The organism is Mucilaginibacter rubeus (assembly GCF_014643835.1).
Taxonomy (GTDB): Bacteria; Bacteroidota; Bacteroidia; order Sphingobacteriales; family Sphingobacteriaceae; genus Mucilaginibacter; species Mucilaginibacter rubeus.
Genome location: NZ_BMKD01000005.1, coordinates 104951 through 130667, shown reverse-complemented (window position 1 = coordinate 130667; position 25717 = coordinate 104951). Strand labels below are relative to the sequence as shown.

The 25717-nt window shown below is 42.1% G+C and carries 15 protein-coding genes; 9 read left to right on the top strand and 6 right to left on the bottom strand.

The annotated features are described in order from the left end of the window. From IEX80_RS17380 to IEX80_RS17360, 5 genes are all read left to right on the top strand, one after another. Entirely contained in the window at nucleotides 1–792 is a 792-nt protein-coding gene (locus IEX80_RS17380) for an SDR family NAD(P)-dependent oxidoreductase (RefSeq protein ID WP_090532203.1), read from the top strand. A gap of 4 nt (nucleotides 793–796) precedes the next feature. Continuing rightward, the gene (locus IEX80_RS17375; RefSeq protein ID WP_188833617.1) at nucleotides 797–1072 is read left to right on the top strand and encodes a hypothetical protein; all 276 of its coding nucleotides are present in this window, start codon (nucleotides 797–799) and stop codon (nucleotides 1070–1072) included. Between the two features lie 206 nt (nucleotides 1073–1278). Then, complete coding sequence (locus IEX80_RS17370; protein WP_188833616.1) at nucleotides 1279–3645, top strand: ABC transporter permease; 2367 nt, start codon at nucleotides 1279–1281, stop codon at nucleotides 3643–3645. Nucleotides 3646–3787: 142 nt separating this feature from the next. Further along, the gene (locus tag IEX80_RS17365; RefSeq protein WP_188833615.1) at nucleotides 3788–6148 is read left to right on the top strand and encodes an ABC transporter permease; all 2361 of its coding nucleotides are present in this window, start codon (nucleotides 3788–3790) and stop codon (nucleotides 6146–6148) included. A 385-nt stretch (nucleotides 6149–6533) separates the two neighbouring features. Beyond that, nucleotides 6534–7346, top strand: a complete 813-nt coding sequence (locus IEX80_RS17360; protein WP_229701667.1) for a hypothetical protein — start codon at nucleotides 6534–6536, stop codon at nucleotides 7344–7346. Nucleotides 7347–7351: 5 nt separating this feature from the next. Here IEX80_RS17360 and IEX80_RS17355 read toward each other — a convergent pair whose 3' ends face one another. Continuing rightward, on the bottom strand, nucleotides 7352–8707 hold the full coding sequence (locus IEX80_RS17355) for a UDP-N-acetylmuramoyl-tripeptide--D-alanyl-D-alanine ligase (RefSeq protein ID WP_188833613.1): 1356 nt from the start codon (nucleotides 8705–8707) through the stop codon (nucleotides 7352–7354). Nucleotides 8708–8880: 173 nt separating this feature from the next. Then, a complete protein-coding gene (gene recQ, locus IEX80_RS17350) occupies nucleotides 8881–11058 on the bottom strand; it encodes a DNA helicase RecQ (protein ID WP_188833612.1) in 2178 nt (725 codons plus the stop codon). A gap of 236 nt (nucleotides 11059–11294) precedes the next feature. Between recQ and IEX80_RS17345 the strand changes: the two genes are divergently transcribed. Next, nucleotides 11295–13802 (top strand): M14 metallopeptidase family protein, encoded by a 2508-nt coding sequence (locus tag IEX80_RS17345; RefSeq protein WP_188833611.1) that lies wholly within the window; start codon nucleotides 11295–11297, stop codon nucleotides 13800–13802. Nucleotides 13803–13936: 134 nt separating this feature from the next. Here IEX80_RS17345 and IEX80_RS17340 read toward each other — a convergent pair whose 3' ends face one another. The 3 genes from IEX80_RS17340 to IEX80_RS17330 all read right to left on the bottom strand — a co-directional run bounded on the left by IEX80_RS17340 (nucleotide 13937) and on the right by IEX80_RS17330 (nucleotide 18958). Further along, entirely contained in the window at nucleotides 13937–16384 is a 2448-nt protein-coding gene (locus tag IEX80_RS17340) for an outer membrane beta-barrel family protein (protein ID WP_188833610.1), read from the bottom strand. Between the two features lie 533 nt (nucleotides 16385–16917). Further along, complete coding sequence (locus IEX80_RS17335; RefSeq protein WP_188833609.1) at nucleotides 16918–18600, bottom strand: PspC domain-containing protein; 1683 nt, start codon at nucleotides 18598–18600, stop codon at nucleotides 16918–16920. A 25-nt stretch (nucleotides 18601–18625) separates the two neighbouring features. Then, complete coding sequence (locus tag IEX80_RS17330) at nucleotides 18626–18958, bottom strand: PadR family transcriptional regulator (RefSeq protein ID WP_090532189.1); 333 nt, start codon at nucleotides 18956–18958, stop codon at nucleotides 18626–18628. Between the two features lie 228 nt (nucleotides 18959–19186). Between IEX80_RS17330 and IEX80_RS17325 the strand changes: the two genes are divergently transcribed. Genes IEX80_RS17325 through IEX80_RS17315 form a run of 3 tightly spaced genes read left to right on the top strand, consistent with a single transcriptional unit; the run spans nucleotide 19187 to nucleotide 24731 of the window. Beyond that, a complete protein-coding gene (locus IEX80_RS17325) occupies nucleotides 19187–22330 on the top strand; it encodes a SusC/RagA family TonB-linked outer membrane protein (RefSeq protein WP_188833608.1) in 3144 nt (1047 codons plus the stop codon). Between the two features lie 20 nt (nucleotides 22331–22350). Then, nucleotides 22351–23808 carry a SusD/RagB family nutrient-binding outer membrane lipoprotein gene (locus IEX80_RS17320; protein WP_188833607.1) on the top strand — a complete coding sequence of 486 codons (1458 nt, stop codon included), beginning with the start codon at nucleotides 22351–22353 and terminating at the stop codon, nucleotides 23806–23808. Between the two features lie 17 nt (nucleotides 23809–23825). Further along, nucleotides 23826–24731 carry a DUF1735 domain-containing protein gene (locus IEX80_RS17315; protein ID WP_188833606.1) on the top strand — a complete coding sequence of 302 codons (906 nt, stop codon included), beginning with the start codon at nucleotides 23826–23828 and terminating at the stop codon, nucleotides 24729–24731. Nucleotides 24732–24924: 193 nt separating this feature from the next. Here IEX80_RS17315 and IEX80_RS17310 read toward each other — a convergent pair whose 3' ends face one another. Further along, on the bottom strand, nucleotides 24925–25332 hold the full coding sequence (locus IEX80_RS17310; RefSeq protein WP_188833605.1) for a DoxX family protein: 408 nt from the start codon (nucleotides 25330–25332) through the stop codon (nucleotides 24925–24927). Between the last annotated feature and the right edge of the window lie 385 nt (nucleotides 25333–25717).

The window sequence follows — 25717 nt, the reverse complement described above, 5'->3', positions numbered from 1 at the left end:
ATGATAGATCAGACAGCCATTATAACCGGAGCCAGCGAAGGGTTGGGTAAATCGTTTGCCATTGAACTGGCGTCGCGGCAAATAAACCTGGTACTGGTATCATTGCCAGCTACCGGATTGCCTGAGCTGGCATCCTTTATCCGTAAAAACTTTGAGGTTAAAGTGAATTATTTGGAAATTGATTTAACACTTGCCGAAAGTTACCCTGCAATTTTTAATTACCTTAGTGATGAGCAAATTACGGCCCACCTGCTCATCAATAATGCGGGTTTAGGTAACTGGTCGTGGTTTGAAGATTTGAACATTGGGTTTTATAAAAAGCAAATTGAACTGAACGTGATTACACCTGTACTGCTTACACGCTTGTTCCTGGCCCAGGCCGATGTCTCTGCTACCTCTTATATATTGAATGTAGGGAGTTTGGGCGGCTTGTTTGTGGTGCCTAAAAAGCAGGTTTACGGTGCTACCAAATCATTTATCAGGTATTTTACCAAATGTTTGCAGCTGGAACTTCATGGCTCAAATGTGAAGATCAGCTTGCTTAGTCCTGGAGGGATCAATACCAAGCCCGAGTTGCTGGTAATGAATAATAAACTCAAAGGCATATCAAAGGCAACCATTATGGAGCCCGGGCACGTAGCACGTATAGCGGTGGATGGTTTGCTGAAAGGGAAAAAAGAGATCATCCCGGGTGTGGTAAACCGGATGCTTGTTTTATTAAACAGTTTGCTGCCTGCCGGTGTTAAAGAAATCATTATAAGGCAGCGACTGGCCACCATTATTAAAAGCTGACAGCATGATCATTTCATTACTTACCTATCGGCATATTAAAAACCTTTGCAGCTTTTTTAAGCGCACCCGCAATAGTTTTAAGCTTATTAATAATGAGCGGATCGTTATTATTTCGGGCAGCATGCGCGGATTGGTATTGTATTTTGACCGCGATGCATGCGAGGTGAAAAATGGAGAAACAGATTTTATCAGTATTGATATAACGCGCGATTTTTCGGTTGAGATGCTGATGCGGATCCTGGTTAATCACAACATGATAACTCCTGTTTTTGAAGGTTGATTGCCCTCCGGGTGCCCGCGTTTCAATTTTCCTGAGCTATTTCATCTGATGCGGAATTTTAAATTCGTACACCCGTTGTAACGTATCCGAACGATATTATCTGTCTATGTTTTTAATAAATTGATTATTAATGGTTTATATCATGGCTCGAATTTTGAAGACACAAAACCCCAGATCTTCGTTAGTAACCTTTAGCCTTTGTAATCATGATCAGAACTTACTTTAAACTTGCCTACCGCAATTTAATTAAGGATAAAGCTTATTCTATTATTAATATATCAGGTTTAGCTGTTGGCCTTGCAGCAAGTATCCTGATATTGCTTTGGGTACAAAACGAAACAAGTTATGATCAGTTCCATAAAAATGCAGGGCAATTATACCGTATAAACTGGGATGTTGATGGTTTAACTGTGGCCGGTACCCCTACCGCAATGGCCGCATCCGTAAAATCACAATTGCCGGTTGTTAGAAATGCGGTGCGCATCAGCCCGAAGAGTTACCTGTTTGAAGCCAACGATAAAAGGTTTATAGAAGACAAAGTAATTTATGCCGATCCTAATTTCCTGGATGTATTTTCATTTCCGCTTGTAAAAGGTGATCGTGCAGAAGCTCTAAAGCAAATAGATGGCGTTTTAATAACAGAAGCAACAGCCGCGAAATATTTTGGCGATCAAAATCCCGTTGGTAGGTTTTTAAAGAAAGACCATAGTGAAAACGTAATAGTGACCGGGGTTTTAGCCAACATCCCTGCTAACTCGCACATGCAATTTGATTTTGTAATGCCAACAGCAGCATTGTACAGAACTAACCCAAAGGTTGAAAAATATCAATGGGAAGCGCCGTATTTTCATACTTATCTTCAGTTAGATGAAAATTTTGACCCAAGCCCTGCCAATTTAAAAAAATTGGAAAGTCAGATTTTTCAGATCTATCATAAATACGAACCGCAAATGAAAAGCGCGTTCCATCTTCAACCCGTTACCCAAATTCACATGGCCCCGGCGATAGAGATGGATTTACCCGGACACGGTAATGCGCTGTACCTAAAAATGTTTTTTGTTGTAGCTATTTTAATACTTGCCGTTGCCTGTATCAATTTCATGAACCTGGCTACTGCGCGTTCGGCCCGAAGGGCTAAGGAAATTGGTTTGCGTAAAGTAGCCGGAGCGCAAAGGTTTCAATTGATATTCCAGTTTTTAAGTGAAGCCGTGTTCATTGCTTTTTTATCGTTGTTGCTGGCACTTTGGATAGTGATTTTAGTTCTGCCACAGTTTAATCAGTTAGTTGGTAAGCAACTCGCAGTTAATTTCGGTGATGCGAAGCTCTGGCTTAGTTTGCTGTGTATTGCCTTGGTAACCGGGGTGATATCGGGCAGTTACCCGGCGTTGTTTTTATCCGGTTTCAACCCTGTTAAAGTGCTTAAGGGGAATGTGAAATCAATGGGTGGTAATTTAATTTTTCGCCACGCTTTGGTGGTTACCCAGTTTGTGGTTTCGGTGGTGTTGCTGATAGGTACGGTGGTTATTTACCAGCAACTTAAGTTTGTAAGAGAAAGGAACCCCGGCTTTAATAAATCCAGCCTTTTGTATATGGATATAAATGGCGATATGGCTAATAAAGAGGCTTTATTGCGAAACGAGTTGAAACAGGATCAGCTTACCAGTGATTTTACCATTACCAGCGAGCTTCCTATCGATGTAGGATCTGGCGCAAACGTTTCATGGCCGGGCAAAGATCCCAAAACACTTGGTAACCCGACACCCGGGTTATATGTAAGTGAGAATTTTGCCCATCTATTCGGATTGAAATTACTGGCAGGCCGTTTCTTTTCCGAATCAATTAAAACCGATTCAGATAATTGTGTCATTAACCAAAAACTATTGAGCTTGATGGGCTTTACTGATCCTGCGGCAGCCATTGGCAAACCGATGACATTGCACAATAAACCCAGTGTTATTATTGGTGTGGTTAAAGACTTTAATTTCAAACCTGCCCAGTCGGCCATTGAACCCCTGATCATTGCTTTAACAGGTGGTGGCGGTAATGTGGTTATACGAACTAAGCCCGGAGCAACCTTTGCAACTATAAAGGCTCTGGAGAAAATGAGTAAAGAAATTAGTCCTGCTTATCCTTTCAGCTTCAATTTTGTTGACCAGCAAATGGCAAGCCTTTACCATGGAGAGCAGCAGATGGGTAATATTTTTAAACTATTTGCGGCAATAGGCATTTTTATTTCATGTCTTGGTTTATACGGTTTATCGGCGTTTATTGCCGAACAGCGTACCAGGGAAATAGGCGTACGCAAGGTATTGGGCGCATCGGTATTTAACCTGGTTTATTTATTATCATCCGGAATTACCAGGTTGATCCTGATAGCTATCTGTATAGCATTACCGGTTGCGTGGTACGCGGCAAATACCTGGCTGGCTGGATTTGCTTATCATATTAATGTTAGCTGGCTGATATTCTTGGTGGCATCGGGGTCAGCTTTGGGTATAGCCTGGCTTACGGTTAGCTATGAATCTATCAAAGCCGCAACCGTGAACCCTATTAAGAGCTTAAAAACTGAGTGATGCTTGCGTTACATAAATGAACACCCAATTGTCCGTATCCGAACGATAATGTGCTGTTGCTTTCATTTAAGTTGTTGACATGTAGCTATTTGTGATATTGGCACTGTTTTGCATGCCACACAATTAAATAAAACGGATTTTTATGCTGAAGAACTATATCAAAACCGCCTGGCGGAACCTTGTCCGCAATAAGTTTTATTCGGTGATCAATATTGCCGGGTTAACCCTGGGCCTCGCCATTGGGATCCTGATCCTGCTTTGGGTGCAGGACGAATTTAGCTTTGATAGCTTTCATAAAAACGCATCAAATATTTACCGGGTAGAGCTTTTTGGCGGTACAGGGGCCAGCAAGCAGATCTGGCAAACAACAGTGGCACCGATGGGGCCGCTGGCTAAACAGGAACTGCCCGTTGTGCAAGATCAGGTGCGCATAACCAATAACTGGTTTTTCTCATTATTTAAATACCAGGATAAAATTTTTAACGAGCAGGCGGTAGGCTTTGCTGATCCCTCCCTGTTTACTGTTTTTGATTTTCCGCTGATTGAAGGTAACAAGGCAAAGCCTTTTACGAACGATAATTCCGTAGTGATTACAAAAAGAACGGCAAAAAAATATTTCGGTAATGAAGATGCTTTAGGAAAAGTTATTGTGGCCGATAATAAAGAGAATTTTACTGTATCGGGCGTTATTGATGATTTCCCGCTTAACTCAAGCATTAATTATGATATGATCATGTCCATGAGCTATCATATCAAATATATGTTTACCAACAATAAGGTTGATCTGAACCATGATTTCAGCAATTACGCTTATGAAACCTATTTGTTGTTGAAACCGGGCACTTCTTTAAAAAAGCTATCGGCCGATTTGAATAAAGTTCACCTGAAACGGAAGCCTGAAGATACCGATGCCGATTACCTCTTGCTGCCCGCAACTAAAATGCATCTTTATAATGCGGACGGCACCGACCGGGGGATCAGCACTGTACATATCTTTATCATTATCGCCTTAGTAATATTAGTGATTGCCTGTATCAACTATGTTAACCTTTCAACCGCGCGGGCCATGCTGCGCGCCAAGGAAATAAGCATGCGAAAGATCATCGGCGCGGCAAAAACACAATTGTTTATGCAGTTTGTGGTAGAAACAGCTTTGCTGTTTATCCTTTCGTCGGTTTTAGCAGTGTTGGTAATTTATAACGTAATTCCTGTATTTAATGAAATTGCGGGTAAGCAACTGGTATTTAATCTTTCCAACTACCATATCTGGTTGGTTATTGCGGGTACCATCACTGCTACCCTTGTATTGTCCAGTATTTACCCGGCGCTACTGCTTTCATCTTTTGAACCATTAAAAGCACTTAAGGGTAAAATATCCAATGGTATTGGAGATGTGCTTTTCCGTAAGATCCTGGTAGTGGTGCAGTTTACCTTTTCAGTAATATTGATCATCAGTACCATTGTGATCACCAGCCAGCTTAATTACATCCGGTCTAAAAATTTAGGCTATGATAAAAGTCATGTGTTTGCTTTTTGGATGCGCGATATGAAAGATCATTATGATGCTGTTAAAGCCGAACTTTTGAAACAACCGGGGGTTGAAGCCGTAACGCGTTCAAGCGGCAATATTGTTAATAATGGTGGTATTTCCGGCGATAACGATTGGGATGGTAAAGCCACCGGTCAAACGTTTATTGTACATCCCCAGGGAATTGATAAAGATTTTATTTCTTTTTTCAAGATAAAAATGGCTGCAGGTCGCGGTTTTGATGGCTCGGTGAGTGATTCGGCTCATTATATCCTGAATGAGGCTGCAATTAAGGAGTTAGGTATGAAAGACCCGATAGGCAAACGTTTCAGGTTGCGTAAAACCGAAGGAACTATCATAGGCGTGGTAAAGGATTTTCACTTTGCAAGTATGCGTGAAAAAATTGGGCCGATGGTGTTTTTCTACGCCCCGGATACGTATGCTTCACTGTATATTAAAACAACCGGCGATGGTGCGCCAAAAGCCATAGCAGCTGCCGAAAAAGAGTTTAAACAATACAATGGGCAGTTTCCGTTTGGTTACACTTTCCTGGATGACATATTCAACAAGCTTTACCAGGGCGAACAGCGGGAAGGTACATTGTTTAACTATTTTGCGGGGATAGCTATTTTAATCTCCTGCCTTGGCCTGCTTGGTTTGGCAGCTTACACCGCTCAGTTACGTACCCGCGAAATTGGTGTGCGGAAAGTTTTGGGTGCCACCGTAACAAATGTTGTTGCCCTCTTAGCAAAAGATTTTATTAAGCTGGTGCTTATTGCTATCGTTGTGGCTTTCCCGATTGCCTGGCTGGCTATGAGCCACTGGCTTGATGCATTTGCTTACCGAGTCGTCATAAGCTGGACAGCCTTTGTATTAGCTGCTGTGATTGCTGTATTGATCGCTTTTATCACTATCAGTTTTCAATCGGTTAAGGCCGCGTTGGCTAACCCGGTTGATAGTTTGCGGAGGGAATAATAGTTGGTTCAAATTGGTAGAGACTCGTCACATGCGTTTCCCGAATGACTGGTTTTGCGTTGATTGCTTATCTGTCCTCATGGGAGACGCATGTGACGCGTCTTTACTTTGAAACTTAAAACAATTCCACCAACCACTCTAAAGCCATTCCTCTTGATCCTTTGGACTGTTGGGCACTCCACTTATTAAATATTTTTTGCTCTTGATATTTTGCTTTAATTTTAAAGCGCTATTCCAACATGGCGTTTTTATGAAAATATTCTTTAGCCTGATCCTTACCCTTTTTGCAGTTAATTCATTTGCTCAAACTGAGAGTGAATTTCCCAATCAAATACATACAGTTAAGTCCGGTAAGCTTGTAAGAATAACCGGAACTAAGGTTTATATGCAGATACCTAAAGATTATCAGTATATAAAAGAGTTGGCCCGCTATCAAAAAAATGATAAGTTGTATATACAAGTTGTTGAATCAACTGCTGCAAATTTTAATAATGCCAAGACTGGTTTTACGAGGGAAGCAATTGAAGCCAAAGGGGCAAAAATTGATGTTGTAAAAGGCATTAAATTAAATCAGTTTGACGGCATTTTTGGCGATGGACCTTCCAAATATCCCGGCGAAACAAAAGTGATGTTAGTTTTTGGTGACGAAACATTTGTTACCTTGATTGCGGGCGTTTGTAAAACAGCAGACGGACAAGGAAAAAAGGAGTTATTAGATATCTTGAGATCAGTTTACTATGACAAGGAATTGAAATCAGATCCGCTGGAATTGGCTAATTTTGAATTTGATCATTCCATCACCAATTTTCAATATGCTATGACCGCTTCAAATATGTTTATGTATAATGAAAATGGTAAAGCTGATGTGAACAACTCGCTGGCCAATTCTTTTATCATTGCGTCACTCCCTAAAGTTACTGAAGAGAAAGCGAATGAGTTTGCCAATGATATGCTTTGGCGATACGAAAAAAAGGGTATCAAGCTTGACAATAAAACAATAAGCAAAACCAAAATAGGTAATTATACTGCCTATGTTTTAAATACTAAAACAACACTTAACGGAACGGCTGGTGTAATGTACCAGGTAGCATTGGTAGGTGAAAATTCCAGTCTTCTTTTTATGGGAAGTGCTTACAGCAATACAAGCAATTACCTTGTTAAGTTTAAAAAAACAGTAGAGTCGATAAAGATTAAGTGATTAGTTTAAAACAACTCCACCAACCGCTCTAAAGCCATTCCTCTCGATCCTTTGATCAGGATAGTTGAATTGGTAATAGGCTGTGCTTTCAAAGCAGCAATGGCACCTTCGGCAGTTTCATAAAACTTGTCCATGGTCAATGGTCCATGATCCATGGACTGCGAAGCACCTAAAAAATCCTTTCCGATAAAGATGCGTTCATCAACAGCGGTATCCATAGCTTTGCGGATAACAGATGCATGTTCAACAGCCGCTTCCGGCCCCATTTCAAACATATCGCCCAAAATAAGTACCTTCCTTTTTGCTTCAATTTTGCCCACGTTTTCAATGGCTACAAACATGCTGCTTGGGTTGGCATTGTAATAATCGCAAATGAGCGTATTAGTAGCTGTTTGTACAATTTGCGAGCGGTTATTTTTAGGCTGATAACTCTCGATGCCGGCGTTGATTTCATTAGCCGGTAAACCGAGATATGTTCCGATACATATGGCTACTAAAATATTGGGCAGGTTATAAGTACCAGTTAGCTGGGTTTTAACTTGATAGCTGTCGCCGGTTTTATTATTGGTCCACTCCAAAGTAAGTAAGGGAGAGTTTTCCAACAGTTCACCGCTAATGAGATTATCAATGGCATCAGTACCATAATACTCCACATGACGCAAACGACGGGCCGCAGCCATCTCCATTAAAACAGTATCATCGCTATTGATAAAGACAGCACCATCTGTTTTGCTTACTCTCCCTTTAGGGGGCAGGGGGGCAAAATAATCATACAACTCTCCTTTACCCTTCTTTACACCTTCAACTCCGCCAAAACCTTCCAGATGCGCTTTACCAACATTGGTAATTAAGCCAAGCGATGGTTGAGCAATACTGCAAAGCATCTCGATCTCTTTTTGGTGATTGGCCCCCATTTCAATAACGGCCACCTCGTGGCTGGCATCAATGGTTAAAATTGTAAGTGGTACACCAATATGGTTATTTAAATTGCCTTGGGTAGCCTGGGTTTTAAAATGCTGCGATAATACGGCGTTGATCAGTTCTTTGGTGGTGGTTTTTCCGTTGGTACCTGTAAGTCCGATAACCGGGATGTCAAGCTGGCGGCGATGATGGCGCGCTAAATCCTGCAAGGTAGTTAAAACATCCTCAACCAATAAATACTGTTCGCACAGTTGATATTCGGCGTTATCAATTACTGCGTAAGCTGCACCGGCCTCAACTGCTTTTTGTGCAAAAGTGTTGGCGTCAAACTTATCGCCTTTGAGGGCGAAGAACAGACTGCCAGGCACTATCTTCCGGGTGTCGGTGCTAATTACGGGGTGTTTGAGGTATATATCGTACAGTTGGGTTGTGGTAGTCATGTGTGTTGAACAAATACAATTCAAAAATATGTCATCATTAGCTTGCGCACGTTTGCAACGAGTGCTTAACGTGGCTCGGCGATTGTATCGCCGGGCTTGCGTTTTAAACGCAAGCCCATTTTAAGCGCTCGTTGCAAACGAGCGCAAGATTGTTCTTTCAAACTTAACAAAAATTATTCCCCCTTGTTCATCCAGCCAATTACAGCTTTGATTTCACCGTAGCTGTAATCATCGCCTAAAACTTCTTTTAAGGGCGATAGTCTTTCAGTTCCATAACTTTCAACGGCGTCGGCAATAACAGCGATCTTTTTCTGCGGAACTATTTCGGTGATATCCAGATCGCCGTTTTGTACATAATAACTCAGGTGTGTTTCTATGGTAGCTGTAGTGAACCCGCGCTCAGCAGCTATTTCGGCAACGGTTTTTCCGGAGCGATATAGGTTAAACGTTTCGGCTTTAGTATCATTGCTTCGCGAAGAAGATTTGGTTTGCCCCGGTGATTTCGCCTTCCGCTCCCGTTTAGGCGATTTCTGTTTTATTTTTGAGCCGAGGCCTTTTTCAGCACAATAAATCTTAACCGGTTCAAGCAGTTCGCGACCATAACGGGCCAGTTTAATATCGCCAAAACCAGAAATCATTCGCAGTTCATCCAAACTTTGCGGTAGGTAGGTAGCCATTTCCTGCAGTGTAGCATCGGATACAATAACATAAGCCGGTACATTTTCACCCTCGGCAATGCCCCGCCTAACTTCCCTTAACCGGTTGAATAACGGAATCTCATAAGGCAGGTTTTCTTCATGGTGAACCTCTTCAACTTTTTCTATCTCAATAAACTCAACCTTTTGCCCGCCCTTTAATACGTCGGTGCTCTGCGCGGTAAGTTTTAATACCGGGTATTCATCGCCGTCGGTTTGCAGATAGCCCATACTAATCAACTCGCGGATGTGGTGCTGCCAGTCGGCCTTGCTGATATCTGCACCGATACCGTAGGTTTTTAACTGCTTATGTTCTTCACGGATCTTATCGCTTTTTGATCCCCGTAAAAAATCAATCACATAGTTAGCCCCGAAACGTTCATTTAACCGGGCTACCGCCGAGAGCGCTTTTTGAGCGATCAGCGTGCCATCAAAACGTTTATATTCGGTTAAGCAAACATCGCATGAGCCGCATTTGGCAGGAAATTCCTCATCAAAATATTTCATCAGGTATTGCCGGCGGCAGGAGAGCAGCTGGCAATATTTAACCATATCATTAAGCTTGTTAAGCATAATGCGGCTTTGCTGCTCGTTACCCTCTACTTTGGCAAAAGCCTGCAGCTTCATAGCATCGCCGGGCGAGTAAAGCAACAATGCTTCCGATGGAAGCCCATCGCGCCCTGCCCGGCCTGTTTCCTGGTAATAGCCTTCAATGTTTTTAGGCAGATCAACATGCACTACATAACGCGCGTTTGATTTATTGATGCCCATACCAAAGGCGATGGTAGCTACAATGATTTTGATATCATCTCGCAAAAATGCTTCCTGGTTACGGGCTTTTATTTCGTTGCTTAATCCGGCATGGTAGGCTTCTGCAGCAAAGCCTTCATCTTTTAAATCCTCGGCCAAGGCCTCGGTAGATTTGCGGGATAGGCAATAAATAATCCCCGACTCATCCTTATGTTCATTTAAAAAGGCGATGAGCTGTTTAAAGCTGTTCTTTTTAGGCGCCACGCGGTAAGTAATATTTGCCCTGTTAAATGAGGATACAAATATTGCCGGCTTATGAAGGTTGAGCTTTTCAAGGATATCTTTTTGCGTAAGCTTATCGGCTGTAGCCGTAAGTGCTATAACCGGCACCGACGGAAACTCTTCCTTAAGCCCGGCAAGCATTAAATACTCAGGCCTGAAATCATGTCCCCAAGAGGAGATACAATGTGCCTCGTCAATAGCTATCTGTGCAACTTTCAGCGTTTTTAAAAAAGGAATAAGCTTACTTTCTTTATTTTCTTTGCTTTCGGCACTGAACAAACGTTCGGGGGCAAGGTAAAGTAGTTTGATCTCATTGTTTCGGAGCCGGTTTACAAGCACCCTCGTTTCCTCGGGATTTAACGACGAATTGAGGAAAGCCGCAGGGATGCCGTTAACGTTCAGGCTATCTACCTGGTCTTTCATCAGCGCAATAAGCGGTGATATTACAATGGTCAGCCCATCGAGCAGAACAGCAGGTAACTGGTAGCACAATGATTTGCCGCCACCGGTAGGCATCAGCGCCATTACATCCTGCCCCTTAAGTATATTTTGAATGATAGCCTCCTGCTCATGCCTGAAGGTACTATAACCAAAGTATTTTTGCAGGGCCTGGATAGGTGTCATGTTTGTTAATTGCAGATATGCAAATGTGCAGATTTCAGATTATAAATGTGCGGATTTCAGATGTGCAAATTTTAGATAATGCGCATCCTATTTGTTTTGTGTTTTTATAAATAAATTCAGTATGATTTCTAATCATTTACATATCTGCACATCTGAAATTTGCACATCTAACAATTTGCCAATATTTTTCTGCATATTAGCTTATCTCTTTTCTCCTATATATCTATTATTTATTTATGATAAAAAAACATTTACTCCTTTTTGTATTTGTAAGTTTTTTTTGCCCGGCCTTTGCGCAAAAGATCCAATCGCCGCAGGAGTTCCTGGGTTATAAACTGGGTGAGCATTTTACTCCACATTATCGTATCGCCGAATATTTTAGATACGTTGCGTCGGTTTCAAAAAATGTAAAACTTCAGCAGTTTGGTACTACCAACGAGGGCCGGCCTTTACTGGCGATGTTCATCGCTTCTGATGAAAATATTGGCAGGCTGGAAGAGATCCGTCATAATAACCTTAAACTGGCCGGGATTGAAAGCGGTGGCGGCAGCACTGCCATGCCTGTTGTTACCTGGCTAAGCTATAATGTACATGGTAACGAGCCTGCATCAAGCGAAGCTTCGATGTGGACTTTGTTTGACATGGTTGATCCGGCAAATGCTGCTACTAAAGCCTGGCTTAAAAATATGGTTGTTGTTATCGATCCTTGTTTAAACCCCGATGGGCGCGACCGCTATGTTAATTTTTATAATTCGGTAGTTGGCGCTGCGCCAGATCCCAGCCCAACATCGCGCGAGCACGTTGAACCATGGCCGGGAGGCAGGGTAAACCATTTTTATTTTGACCTTAACCGTGATTGGGCCTGGCAGCAGCAAAAAGAAACCCAGGCCCGCGTAGGCTTATACAACCAATGGCTGCCGCAGGTTCATGTTGACTACCATGAGCAGGGTTACAACGCACCTTATTACTTTGCCCCTGCTGCCGAGCCTTACCATAAAGATATTACCCAATGGCAACGCCAGTTCCAGATCACCATTGGTAAAAACAATGCCAAGTACTTTGACCAGAACGGCTGGATGTATTTTACAAAATACGAGTTTGATTTACTGTACCCATCATATGGCGATACTTATCCTTTATACAATGGCTCTATCGGCATGACGTATGAGCAAGGTGGTATCAGTGCCGGTTTGGCTGTGGTTACCCGCAGTGGCGATACCCTTACCTTGGTGCAACGTGTGGCCCATCACCATTCAACAAGTTTAAGCACGCTTGAAATAGCCGCGTTAAATACTCAAAAGCTTTTGGATGAGTATAAAAAGTTTTTTGACAACAGTCGGGCCAATCCCCCGGGCGATTACAAAACCTATGTTATTAAAAACGATAACAATAATAAAATTAACGCGTTGGCAAAAATGCTGGGCCGCAACGGCATCCAGTATGGTTTTGGCTTAGCTAATAAAACCGTTACTGGCTTTAACTATGTTACCCAAAAAACGGAGCAATATAATGTTGGCGCAAACGATCTGGTAGTTAATGCCTATCAGCCTAAAGCAGTATTACTGCATGTGCTTTTGGAGCCCAAAACTTTTATCCCGGACTCTAATACATATGATATTACAGCATGGTCGCTTCCATACGCTTATGGTTTAAAGGCCTATGGGTTAAAAGAATCATTTAAGCCTGCCAGCACCGAGTGGAGTGTTGCTGCACCTAAGCCGCTGGTAAATACCCATGCCTATGCTTATGTATCGGCATGGCAATCGGTTAACGATGTGAAATTTTTGGCCGCTTTGCTTAAAAAGAAGATTAAAGTGCGTTATGCCGAAAAGCCATTTGAAGCAGGGGGCAGGCAATTCACAGCAGGTTCATTAATTGTTACCCGTGCAGGCAACGATCTGGCCGATTTTGACCAGGTGGTTACTCAAACCGCTGCATCACTTAATCAGGAGATCACCCCTATTTCAACAGGCTTTGTTGATAAAGGATCGGATATCGGTTCGGATGCGGTAAGGTATATCCATCAGCCTAAAATAGCATTGATTGCCGGAGATGGTATAAACTCCGAAGCAATGGGTGAGGTTTGGCATTTGTTTGAGGCACAAATTGGATATCCGGTCACTTTAATAAGGTACCAGGATTTAAGTCGCACAAAACTGGGCGAGTTTGACGTAGTGATTTGCCCCGATGGGCGTTATGAAGATTTTCCTTCAGAGAAATTACAGAACTGGATCCGTGATGGCGGTAAGCTGATAGCCGTGGATAATGCTGTATCATTACTGGTTGATAAAAAAGGCTTCCTGATTAAGCATAAGGAAGAGAAAAAAGAAGACAAGGATAAAGAAAAGGACAAGGATAAAACCGTTAAATTATATGGAGATCGCGACCGGTTAGCGCTTAGCGAGTCCATCCCCGGTGCTATTTATAAACTGAACCTTGATAATACACATCCGCTTGGCTTCGGTTTGCCGGATTACTACTATTCATTAAAGTTGAATGATGATATCTATGATCTTTTCTCTGGCGATGATGGCTGGAACGTAGGCACTATAAAAAAGGATAGTTACGTATCAGGCTTTGTGGGTGCCGAATCAAAAAAGAAGATCATAAACGGTTTGCTGCTTGGCGTACAGCCCATGGGCCGCGGTTCGGTAGTTTATATGGTTGATGATCCGCTGTTCCGCAGCTTCTGGGAAAACGGTAAGCTGTTATTCAGTAATGCCGTATTTATGGTGGGACAGTAACCCCCCAGCCCCCTGAAGGGGGAGCAGCGACATCGCTTTAAAAGTAAAGGGCTTGTTCCATTTTGGAAACAAGCCCTTTACTTTTAACTTATAGCCATGCTAATCAAAGGCTCCCCCTTCAGGGGGCTGGGGGGTTAATTATTCCCCTTTACCCTTCCTTTTTCATCATCGGCGCCGCTGCGGTGCTGACGCATTTTGATAGAACTGTTACCAAAGTTATAAGTAAAAGTAAGGCGCATTACCCGGGTATCATTTTTTTGTTTGATAACAAAGTTATTGTTCACCACCTGGCTGCTCAAGTCATTGCGGCGGATGTTGAAGATGTCATCGCATGAAGCTTTGATGTTGAATTTCTTTTCCATGAATGATTTACTGACACCCATATCTACTGAGTAGCGTGGTCTGATCTTGTAAATGCCGTAGGTTAATGATGATTGATAATCGCCGGTTACTTCAAAGCGGTAGCCTGCAAACTTGAATGTTTGTGTTGTACGGCCCTGGAAAGCCCATTGCCCATCATTGAACTTTTGACCAGCAAGGGTATCCGACTTAAAGCCCAGGTAAAACGCGGTTGCGTTAACATTGCCCTCCCACCATTTGGTAATGGTGAATGGTGTGTTGATGTTGACATTGTAACCGGTTTGTGTTTGCAGGTTTTGATGTGTTTCAAATGAACGCTTGCCTTCTGTTAAAATCAGCTCTGTAATAGCATCGGTTGTGTGACTGTAACCAAGGCTTACATTGATAGTTTTATTATAAGTATAATTAAGCTCAAAATTTTGAGTGTATTGCGGGTTCAGGAACGCATTACCTTGCGAATAAGTGTAAGGGTCAAGGTAATAAACAAAAGGGTTCAGATCGTCATAGCCCGGACGGTCGATACGGCGGCTGTATGAAAAGCTTATCTCGTTTTTATCATTAATGGTTTGGTTAATAAACACGCTTGGGAACAGGTTTAAATAACTCCTCTTAACAGGTGTACTGCCAATCAGGTTACCTGTAGACCGGGTTTGCTCGGCACGTAAGCCTAATTGTACCGAGAATTTTTTGAACTGTTTGTTCAGGTTCAAATATCCGGCGTTGATTTTTTCGGTATAAATAAACCGGTTGGTACGTGTAGTATCATTAATATAAGCACCGTTGCTGAAGATCTGCGCTTGCAGGTCATTATCGGTTTTAACACTGCTGAATTTTACCCCGGCTTCCAGTTTGATGGTTTTGGTAAGCGGTTTGGTGTAGTCAGCCTTACCGGTGTAGATGCTTATGGTTGAAGGTGTTTGGTTACGCAGCATTTGTGGTTCATGCTGTATACTTCCATCAGGTAAAAAATAATCGGTATTGTACATGGCATTGGAGTTGTTTTTGAATTTAGAGTAATCCAAATCAATGCTCAGTTCCTGGCCGCTGGTATCAAGCTTAAGCCTGTCGTTAAGGTTAAGGGCAAAGTTTTTATAGGTTTGCCTGATATCTGATGTAGTGCGCAACGATGAATCAGGCACCCCAAATTGTTTGCCGATAATTGTGCGGTTATCATTCAAGTCTTTTTCGCTGTTTGAATAGCCGCTTACCACAAAACCTATGGTATGTTTTGGGGTTAGGTCATAATCGGCACCTAAACGATAGTTGTTGTAATGGTTGATGCTTGGCAGGCTTGATTTCTGGTTGAAATAAGTTTTATTGCCAAGCGAATCAGTAATGATACGGTCAATGCCAATATCGTGGCCACGTTTGTTATCACCCCTACTTAATGAGGTAAATACATTGAGATTGCCTTGTTTGTGATTAAGGTTTAGGCTGCTGTTATCGCGCCAGTATTTGCTTTTGGCACCACCTACAGTGATACTGCCGTTTGTGCCCGATTGTGTATTCTTTTTTAATTTGATGTTGATGATCCCTGAGTTGCCTGCTGCATCATATTTTGCCGATGGGTTGGTAATGATCTCGATAGATTTAATGGTATTGCCATCAGTTGAACGTAATAAAGTAGCCAGCTGCGCTGCCGTAAGATAGGTTAGCTTGTCATTGATCATGACAGTTACGCCTTGTTTGCCTTTCAGGCTGATGTTATCGTCCTTATCAACAGTAACGCCCGGTGCACGTTCCAAAATTTCCATGGCTGTGTTGCCAGCTGCAAGTACGCTGTTTTCAACGTTCATTACCGTACGGTCAATTTTACGTTCAATGAGCGGTTTGGTAGCAGTAATAGTTACTCCCTTTAATTCGGTACTGCCTGTGTGCAGGTTTAAAGCAGGAGCTGTAACATGCGGTGTATTTGCAGGCACGGTGAAGCTTTTGCTTACAGCTTTTTGATAGCCAACAACAGTGGCTTTAATAATATAGTTGCCCGCTTTTATGTTGTCAAAAACATAAACACCGGCATCGTTACTTAAGGCTCCTTTAACCACGGTTGAATCAGATGCGCGCAAAAGGCTTACAGTTGCATAATCAAGTGGTTTGCCCTGTTCATTGAGTAAGGCCCCGGATACCTTGGCGGCAGGCGCGGCCTGCTGGGCAAAGGATACACTACAGCTGATAGCAACAAGCAGCAGTGTATAAAATATGTTGTGTATGATAGCTTTCATTTTTAGTTCGGTTTAAAAGTAAGGGCAATACAATGCCGTTAAAGGATTGCTCCTTTTTTAAAATTTGTAAATAAGTGTGTTTAGTTTCCGGCGTGCTTTTTCCGGTTTTTTAGGGTTTAGTAGTTATGAGATATAGGCGATTGTTTTCATTGTGTTAATGCTTTTAATTTAAATTTAGCAAAACAATCCCACCTGGCTTTTAGGCCATTTTTTAACGATTATTAAATTTATGTTGCCGGATTACCCGGAAATGGTAATTGTGTTGCTTTTTACATTAAGATGCAAAAACAGGGGTGTTGGTTACAGATTATTTTCACTTTTTAATGCGGGCATTAAATTTTTTGCCATATCCTTAATAATCCGGAAGGTAATTGGCATTTCATTTTGGCGGGTAAAGTTTGATTTGAGGTTGGTTACCCTGCTGTTTAAAAGCGGATTACCGCTTGTTTGAAGCAGGGGGTAGAAGGGTATAATAAGCCCGCTAAAAATTAGCAGGCTTATATATTTAAAAAGTATTTTCACAGGGAAATGGTTTATTGTGCTTTTGCTGTATCGGCGGGGCTTGCCGGTAAGGTATCCTGTTCCTGTTTGAGCGCCTTTAGGCTATCTGCTTTGAATTTGGCTGCCTTTATCGGGTCAACTTTGCATTCCAGCCCATTGGTGGTCATGATATAGGTGGCTGTGGTAATGCCATCACCATCGCTTTTGCACTCATATATATTGAAGTTGATGTTACGGTCGAGTTTTTGATCAATAATGATCTTAGCGTTAAGCGGTACTTTTAGGGTTAGATGTAATTCCTGCCCGCGCCATAAAAAGCCTTTAGGCATTTCCAGGTGGCGATCGAAATTCAATACCGAATCTTTTTGCTCAAAGCGATAGGAAGCGCTGCGGGCGTTGATCAAGGCTTCTTCAAGATTGCTGCCGCGAGCGCTGAATGTTTCGATGAGCACCGGTTGCGGCACATCACTCTTTTCAATATCGATGTTAACGTTGCGGTTTGGCATGTCATCGCCATTAAAATCATCATCTAAAATGATCATGCCTTTAAAGCGTTCATTTATTTTAAGGCGGGTACTATCCTCATTACTTAAATACTTGGTGTCATTCAGCTGCAGGTAATACGTGTTGTTTGCAGTTGGCTTAAGTTTAACTGTTTGCGTAAACTTACCACCCTCACGGAAGCTGGCCGCTGTTTTTACGCCATAGTATGAAACTGCGCCCAGCGAGGCCAACCAGATACATAATAAGGTGGTACCAATTGAGCGGTTAAATGAAGCCTTTTTAAACAGGAAGCCTATCGTTGATAAAATAATGGCTAATAAAGGTATAGTTAGTACTAAAAAGCCGCTCGCCATAAAAATGCCATTGGCCTGGTGATTAGTTATGTTGAACGGAAACAGGTTGTAGATGCCCATATTACCAGCCGCAAATAAAGCGACAAGCGAAACGATGAGCGCTATGGTCATGCCAAGGCAGGCCAATAAAACAGCTGCAGCCAATAGTTTGCCAAGTAAACTGCCCGTACCCCTTAAAAAGGCGCCAAGATGTTCAAAGATATCGCTGATCAGATCGCGAACCTGGTAAATGAACGGTTTGGCTTCATGTTTAAAGTTTTGAAGGTTTTCGCGTACAGTGCTCAACTCTTCTTCAAAGTTCTTTTTAAAACCCTTCAAATCCTGCTTTTCACCCTTCATAGCCATACGGTCGGCACGGGTTATGGCTTTCGGCACAACCATCCATAATATAATATATATAACAAGGCCCATGGCGGCAAAAGGCACCAGGATAACAAAGGCCAACCTTACCCAGGCCGGGTTAATGTCAAAATAATTGGCAATACCAGCGCATACACCACTGATGAGGTGATCGTCCGGATCGCGAAAAAGCCTGCGGCGTTCGGTATTGTACTCAAACGGATTGCCACCCGCAGCTTTGGCGTCGGTTTCAGCAGTTTCAAAATCCTGTACGCTGCCCATTTGTTCTGTAACTTCCTTAACGTCGGTCTCAACAATAACTTGTTTGGCATCTCGTGCCAGGATCTCGTTAAACATTTCGGCAATGCGGTTTTCAATGTCGGTTGTGATCTCCAGGCTATCGGCCGAAGTAGAAAAATGACGCTTTACATCCGTCATATAGTTCTTCAACACTTCGTAGGCATCTTCTTCAATGTGAAAAACCATGCCGTTTATATTTATGATAATTGTTTTGTTCATGATTATAGTGAGTTTGTAGGTTTTTCTATTTTCTATCGCCGATAGCTGTTTGAACAGCAAATACCAGCTCCTGCCAGGTTTTATCTAATTGTTCAAGTACGGCACGGCCTTCGTCCGAGAGCACATAGTACTTTCGGGGCGGCCCGGAAATTGACTCCACCCAGTTATAGGTGAGCAGTCCGTTATTTTTTAAACGGGTTAAAAGAGGATACAGAGTACCCTCAACTACAAGCAGTTGGGCTTTCTTAAGTTCAGCAATTATGTCTGATGCATATGTTTCGCCCTTAGCTATGATGGAGAGGATGCAATACTCCAGTATGCCTTTCCTCATTTGGGTTTGGGTGTTTTCGACGATCATAATACAAAGATATATGTTTTAGATTGTATTATGCAATACATAGTACTATAATTATTATTCTTTTAGCTAAAACTTGGCTTTTTGAAAAAAAAATGACGTTTTCAAAGAAATTACTTGACTTTTTGATAACGTAACATTACTTTTATGATTAATTAACTATTAACTGATCTTATTATTAACGAAATGAAAAAACTTCTACTCGTAAGTTTGTGCTTACTTGTGTTGTCTATGACGCAAGTATTCGCACAAAACCGTACAGTTACTGGTACGGTTACGGCCAAAGACGACGGCCTACCCATTCCGGGAGTAACAGTAAAGATTAAGGGTACAACCATAGGTACCCAAACCAGTGCAGCCGGTAAATTCTCTCTCAGCGTACCGGCAAATTCAACGCTCACATTTTCATTCGTTGGTTACACGTCACTTGACAAGGCGGTTGGAACTTCATCAATTGTTAATGCAGTTCTTGAACCCTCAGCTAAACAGTTGGGAGAGGTAGTTGTGACTGGCGCTCTTGGTATTAAAAGGGCAGCCCGCGAAACGGGTTACTCTTCAACCAAAGTAGGCGGTAAAGAACTTACCCAATCAAACGTTGTTAACGTTGCTAACGGTTTAACTGCAAAAGTTGCCGGTTTAGCGGTATCAACTATTGATAACAGTATCGACCCTCAGGTGAGGATTACCTTACGTGGTAACAGGTCGGCCCTGGGTAACAACACCGCGCTTATCGTTGTTGATGGTGTGCCAATCCCGGGCGGATCATTATCATCAATCAACCCGAACGACATCGCCGACATTAACATCCTTAAAGGTGCCGGTGCGGCCGCACTTTATGGTTCGGAGGCAGCAAACGGTGCGATGATCATCACTACTAAGAGAGGTACAGATGCTAAGCCCGTGATTACTTACAGCAATTCGTTCCAGCTTCAGGACGTTGGTTTCTTCCCTAAACTACAAAACCAATACGGTATCTACGGTGGTGAAGGCGCTCCTTATGTTGATCCTATTACCGGTTTCTCGCTGTACACTCCTTATGAAAACCAGCAATATGGTCCGCTGTATGACGGTCACATGGTGCAGGTAGGTTACCCTGCAGGTGGCCCTAATGGTCCGGTATTGATGGTTCCGTACTCTGCTCAGAAAAAAAATCCTATCAAAGCTTTCTTCAACACAGGTATTGTTGAACAAAACAACATTAGCTTCTCTCAGGGCGATGCCAAAAACTCATTTTATTTCTCTGCTCAGAACGCTTACCAAAAAGGTGTAGTGCCAAGCGATAAAAACAACCGTACGTCCGTGAGTGTGCGTGGCGCTAAAAGTTACGGAAACTTTAAAGCCGATTTCTCGGTTGAATACACCCGTACAGATATCAGTACTTACGGTACAGGTTACAATGGTTCATTGTTGTATACCAACCTTATCCAGTGGCCATCATTCCTAAATATCAAAGATTTCAGGGACTCTAACAACGGGACTTTCGCAAACCCAAGCGATTTTTATGATGCTTACGCCATCAACCCTTACTGGATCACTGATAACTCAAGGATCAACAAACAAAGGGATGTGTTCTTGTCAAACTTAACCTTGTCATACACCGTGAACAAATGGGTTGATCTGAACTACAGGGTTTCGCATAACTTTGGTATCGACCAGGAAAAAACCACACGCCGCGAGGTAAACTTTACGCCTTACAGCATCAGCGATCCGCTGGGTGCAGGTAGTGTACAAAGTACCTTTACTACAGGTAAAGCCCCGGGCCAGGTAAATGATTACTACCAATATGGTGATGGTACCGCCAATGGCGATGGTTACGCCAGGTTACAAGGGGATGCGATAGTGACTATCCACCATAAATTTTTCAATAACGACCTTGGTGTTAACTTACTTTTAGGTAATACCATTACTCAAAAATACCGTAAATCTATGAACACAGGTAGCAACAACCTGTTGATCAAAGACTTTTACAACATCAATACTATTGGCGGTATAGCTAATGCTGCCGAATCTGAATTTAAAATTCGCCAGGTTGCATATTATGCGGCTTTAAACTTAAGCTACAAAAATTACCTGTTCCTTGAAGGTACAGTAAGGAATGAGCGTGATTCTCGTTTAAGTACTGCAAACAGGTCGTTTTATTATCCATCAGGTAAAGTATCGTTCATCCCAACGGATGCCCTCGACTTCCTGAAAAACAACAAAGTTTTAAGCTACTTAAAATTATATGGCGAGGTTAGCCGTGTGGGTAACATCTCAATTGATCCTTACAACTTAACTGATACCTACAGCGTTACCTCTGGTTTCCCTTATGGTTCGTTAGGTGCTTTAACTGCAGGTTCAATTCACTATAACTACGGTTTGAAACCAGAATCGATCAACGAGATTGAGTTTGGTGCTGAGGCTTCATTCTTTGACGGCCGCATCAGTGCAAAAGCCACATACTACAAACAAAATAGTAAAAATCAAACCCTTAAAGTTAGTACCTCTGCGGCTACAGGTTATCAGCAGGTATTATTGAACGCTGGTGAAATTGAGTCAAAAGGTGGTGAATTTGAATTAACCGCCGATGTGTTAACCAAAGCTAAAAACAAAGTTGGTTTACGTTTAGGTGGTAACTTATCAATTAACGATTCGAAAGTGATATCGTTATTGCCGGGTATCAACTCGTTACAAATTAATAACAACGTTTTTGCAGTGGAGGGGCAGCCTTTCCCGGTTTACAAAGGTTCAGATCTGTTGCGTGATCCTCAGGGCCGTGTAATTGTAAGCGGAACTACCGGTTTGCCATCGGTTGATCCTACTTTAAGAAACTTTGGCCGTACAACTCCTAAATACATCCTTGGTGTTAATGCCCAGGTTAGTTACGACATCGTAACCTTATCGGGTGTTGGTGAGTTCCGCGGCGGTTACATCATCTACAACGGTGTTGGTTCAACCTTAAACTTTGGCGGTTCATCACAAATTTCAACCGAAGCGGGCCGTTCACGTTTTGTGTATCCTAATTCGGTTATCCAAACTTCGCCGGGTGTTTACACGCCAAATACCAATGTCACTGTTGCCGATGGTAACTATGGTTTCTGGCAGAGTTCTGCTTATAACACCGCAAACGGACCAAGGGTATCGAGCGCTGCATTCTGGAAAATCCGTGAAATCGCACTTAATTTTGACCTAACTAAATTTATCCGTACAACAGGATTCATCAAAGGTTTAAGCTTTGCATTAACTGGTCGTAACCTGGCGTTATGGACTCCGAAAAGCAACCCTTGGGGTGATCCTGAGTTCAGTAACTCTGTTGGTAACGATGTTGGTACAAACAGTGCTTCGCAAACGCCTGCAACCCGTGTTTACGGTGCTGATCTTCACGTAACGTTTTAATTAGTTTAAAAGATAAAGAGATGAAAAAATATTTTTATATAATGGTAGGTCTGGTTACCATCGGTTTATCCGGTTGTAAAAAAGACTTCTTAGAACTTTCGGTGAACCCGAATACGCCGTCGGTCACCACTCCGCAATTTACGTTGGCTGGTGCACTTAAAGTAGCGTCGGATATCGTTAATATCAATTACCCTCACTACGGCGTTTGGGCAGGTCAGTTATCACCGAGTGGTAACTACGTGCCGAGCCCGCAGTTGCAGCAATACCAGTTCACTACGGATAACTATCAGGTATTTGCCCCGCTATATGCAAACTTAACCAACTTTAACACGCTGGAAACTATTTCTGCTGATGCTTCATTTGCAAAATTCAGGGCGATTGCCAAAATCATGAAAGCGTATGATTTTGAACAGCTGGTTGATAATTATAACAACGTTCCTTACACAGAGGCATTTAACTCGTCAAAAACGCTGTTCCCCAAATATGATAAAGGAGCTGATATTTATGCCGACCTTATTAAACAAATCGATGCAGCTATCGCATTAATTGACGGTAACGCTTCAGCTACCAGCCCTGATATTTCAGATATCGTATTTAAGGGTGATATGGCTAAATGGAAATTGTTTGCCAATACTTTAAAATTACGTTTAGCTGTTCGCGGTAAACTAACTGCTACATTACCAGCTTCGGGTGATGCTAACTATCTTAACGCAAGTGTGAAAGCCGCTACCCAACCTGGTTATACCAATAGCGACGCGGTAGGTGGCCAGCAAAGCCCATTCTGGAGAAGCTTTGGTTTTGATCAGAATGGTAACCCAACCGGTAACAACGCGTACTACCGTGCTAATGCATACGAATTAGGTATATTAACGGCAACTAATGATACATTAAGGGCCAGGGCGTTTTATGCTGCAATAGCTAACGATCCGAAGAAAATCAAACGTGTTGGTATCATATTTGGCGATGATTCTGCTGTTCCGAATGCGGGTACAAGCGCTATCGGTCCTGGCTTGTTGAAATCAGCTACACAGGATGGTATCCTGATGTCATCAGCCGAGTCGTACTTCCTTCAGGCTGAAGCTGTATTAAACGGAACCATTACAGGTAATGCACAAGCACTATATGAGAGCGGTATAAGAGCTTCATTTGTTGCTTTAGGCCTTAGTGCTGATGATGCTGTTACCTACTATAGCCAGCCGATTGCTAATGTAAGCTGGGCAGCGAGCACTAATAAACTTCAGGCTATCATTACTCAAAAATGGATTTCATTAACCGGTTACGGAAGCCTTGAAGCTTATAACGAGATCAGAAGAACAGGCTATCCTGCTGTCCCAAGATCAATTGATTCAAAAGCAATTGGTACAGGTTTGCCAACCAGGGTGTTTTATCCAACTTCTGAGTATCAGCAAAACGCCGATAACGTAGGTAAAGAAGGAACCATTGACCCATTCAAATCAAAGATTTTCTGGGCTAAATAATTAAAAAATAGACAGATATGAAAAAATTTATATATTCGAAGCTAACGGGCGTTGTCCTGTTGGCGGGCGTAACATTACTTAGCTCGTGCCTTAAAGATGACAGGTACGTAGACTTTGGGGCATCAAAACCTATTGCCGAATTACCGATAAGCGGTTTGACAAATTTTAGTAAAGATGCGTTCACCGAAGCGGGCGATACTATTGTTAGGCAGTTTGCAGTTAATATTGCATCGCCGTCAATCCCAACAACTGATACGAAAGTAACTTTGGCAGTTGATAACTCGGTTATTGCAGCTTACGCGAAAATTGATAACAGCGTTTCTTATGTAGCTATGCCTGCAAACGCTTTTGTGTTTACCGATGTCTCTGTAACTATAGCAAAAGGTACCCGCACAAAAATTGTTTCGGTTACTATTTATAAAAATAAGTTAGATCCGTCTTTAAGTTACATGCTTCCAATTGTAATAAAAGACGCTTCAGGAACCACTATCAGCGGTAACTTCGGTATCCATTATTATCACGTAATTGGTAACCACTTTGCCGGCGTTTATAAATGGGATTATTTACGTTACAATAACAGTTCAGGCACAGGAACTCCAACAACTGATTCCAAAGGACAGTCGGCCACTTTGTCTCCGGTTACTCCAACTCAATTTGAAGTTGCTTCCGGGTATTTGGGATTACGCTATGAAGTTACATTTACGCAGAATGCGGGTACTTATTCTAACTTCGCAGTAGCGATAAATGCTGATGACGCAGCTGCTTTGGCTGATGGAACTTTGGCCGGAGCAAAAATATCGATCAGTTCGCCTGCCGAAATAGTGTCTGTTGATCCAATAGCTCAGAAATTTATTTTCAAGTTTAAGGTTCATAATAATGATAACGGATCAGATAGATCGCTTCAGGATACTTACTATAAATAAAATTTATTTGATGAGATTAATAAACAGGTCGCCAATCGGCGACCTGTTTTGCTTTAATAGATATCGGCTTTTACCTTTGCTTTCAATATGAGGTTGCAAAAGCTATGCATTCAAATTTGCCTGTTTTTTGAGGTGAAAATGATATTAAATTTTGATAGGTATTTCGGGATATCTTAATATTAAATTAATGTGATTATTTTTTATCAACACTATATTTCCCTGGCCCAATAAATATTAAACCGGCAAACGTAACAGCATCTTCAATGGCATGAGCGGCATCGCCCAGGCCACCGCCTGTACGTAGATGCGTTAACGCTGCAACTACAAGGGTTATAAAAATTAGGATACAAACCGGCCTGAATGCCAGCCCGATGATCAGCAGAAAGCCTCCAAAACATTCTGTAACAGCTGCAAGTAATCCCCAAACCGCCGGCCAGAAATGGATTCCTACATATTTCATTGATTCGCCAATATCTTTCCAGTTTTGGGTACCACCCATCAGCTTGGGATAGCCATGATAGATAAACATAATACCAAGTCCGATGCGGATGATCAGTAACCCCAAGTTTTTGTAATTGCCTAAATTGCCTAAAAGTGCCATTGTATAGATGTTTTGCTGATATGAGGGGCTTAAGGTAATAAAAATGTTGGAGGGTAGTAAAATATGGGACTTAATTCCCAGGGAAATCGCGTTTAAAATAATTCGATCTGTTTTACTAATCTCATACTGAGAAATTTTTACACTAATGCATTGCAAGTTCTCAACAATTAATCGAATTACACGAATCTTAACTTAATTCAATTCGTGTAATTTGATTAATACGTAAAAATTAGTGTCAAAATTTCTCAGTTATTGTTTTTCAATCCACATGTGGTTAAAAGCGATTTTCTTGACTTAATTCCGTTTTTGAACGGACATAAGCTTCTTAATGGGAGCTACGCAATTCTGCGCTTTTTCTTCCTTAAGTTAACGGCTACCCGGCTCC

Excerpts from the sequence above, each read along its gene's own strand:
- IEX80_RS17320 (WP_188833607.1), top strand. The coding sequence starts at position 22,351 with ATGAAAAAATATTTTTATATAATGGTAGGTCTGGTTACCATCGGTTTA.
- IEX80_RS17380 (WP_090532203.1), top strand. The coding sequence starts at position 1 with ATGATAGATCAGACAGCCATTATAACCGGAGCCAGCGAAGGGTTGGGT.
- IEX80_RS17315 (WP_188833606.1), top strand. The coding sequence starts at position 23,826 with ATGAAAAAATTTATATATTCGAAGCTAACGGGCGTTGTCCTGTTGGCG.
- IEX80_RS17345 (WP_188833611.1), top strand. The coding sequence starts at position 11,295 with ATGATAAAAAAACATTTACTCCTTTTTGTATTTGTAAGTTTTTTTTGC.
- IEX80_RS17365 (WP_188833615.1), top strand. The coding sequence starts at position 3,788 with ATGCTGAAGAACTATATCAAAACCGCCTGGCGGAACCTTGTCCGCAAT.
- recQ (WP_188833612.1), bottom strand. The coding sequence starts at position 11,058 with ATGACACCTATCCAGGCCCTGCAAAAATACTTTGGTTATAGTACCTTC.
- IEX80_RS17355 (WP_188833613.1), bottom strand. The coding sequence starts at position 8,707 with ATGACTACCACAACCCAACTGTACGATATATACCTCAAACACCCCGTA.
- IEX80_RS17340 (WP_188833610.1), bottom strand. The coding sequence starts at position 16,384 with ATGAAAGCTATCATACACAACATATTTTATACACTGCTGCTTGTTGCT.
- IEX80_RS17335 (WP_188833609.1), bottom strand. The coding sequence starts at position 18,600 with ATGAACAAAACAATTATCATAAATATAAACGGCATGGTTTTTCACATT.
- IEX80_RS17310 (WP_188833605.1), bottom strand. The coding sequence starts at position 25,332 with ATGGCACTTTTAGGCAATTTAGGCAATTACAAAAACTTGGGGTTACTG.
- IEX80_RS17375 (WP_188833617.1), top strand. The coding sequence starts at position 797 with ATGATCATTTCATTACTTACCTATCGGCATATTAAAAACCTTTGCAGC.
- IEX80_RS17360 (WP_229701667.1), top strand. The coding sequence starts at position 6,534 with ATGCAGATACCTAAAGATTATCAGTATATAAAAGAGTTGGCCCGCTAT.
- IEX80_RS17330 (WP_090532189.1), bottom strand. The coding sequence starts at position 18,958 with ATGATCGTCGAAAACACCCAAACCCAAATGAGGAAAGGCATACTGGAG.
- IEX80_RS17325 (WP_188833608.1), top strand. The coding sequence starts at position 19,187 with ATGACGCAAGTATTCGCACAAAACCGTACAGTTACTGGTACGGTTACG.
- IEX80_RS17370 (WP_188833616.1), top strand. The coding sequence starts at position 1,279 with ATGATCAGAACTTACTTTAAACTTGCCTACCGCAATTTAATTAAGGAT.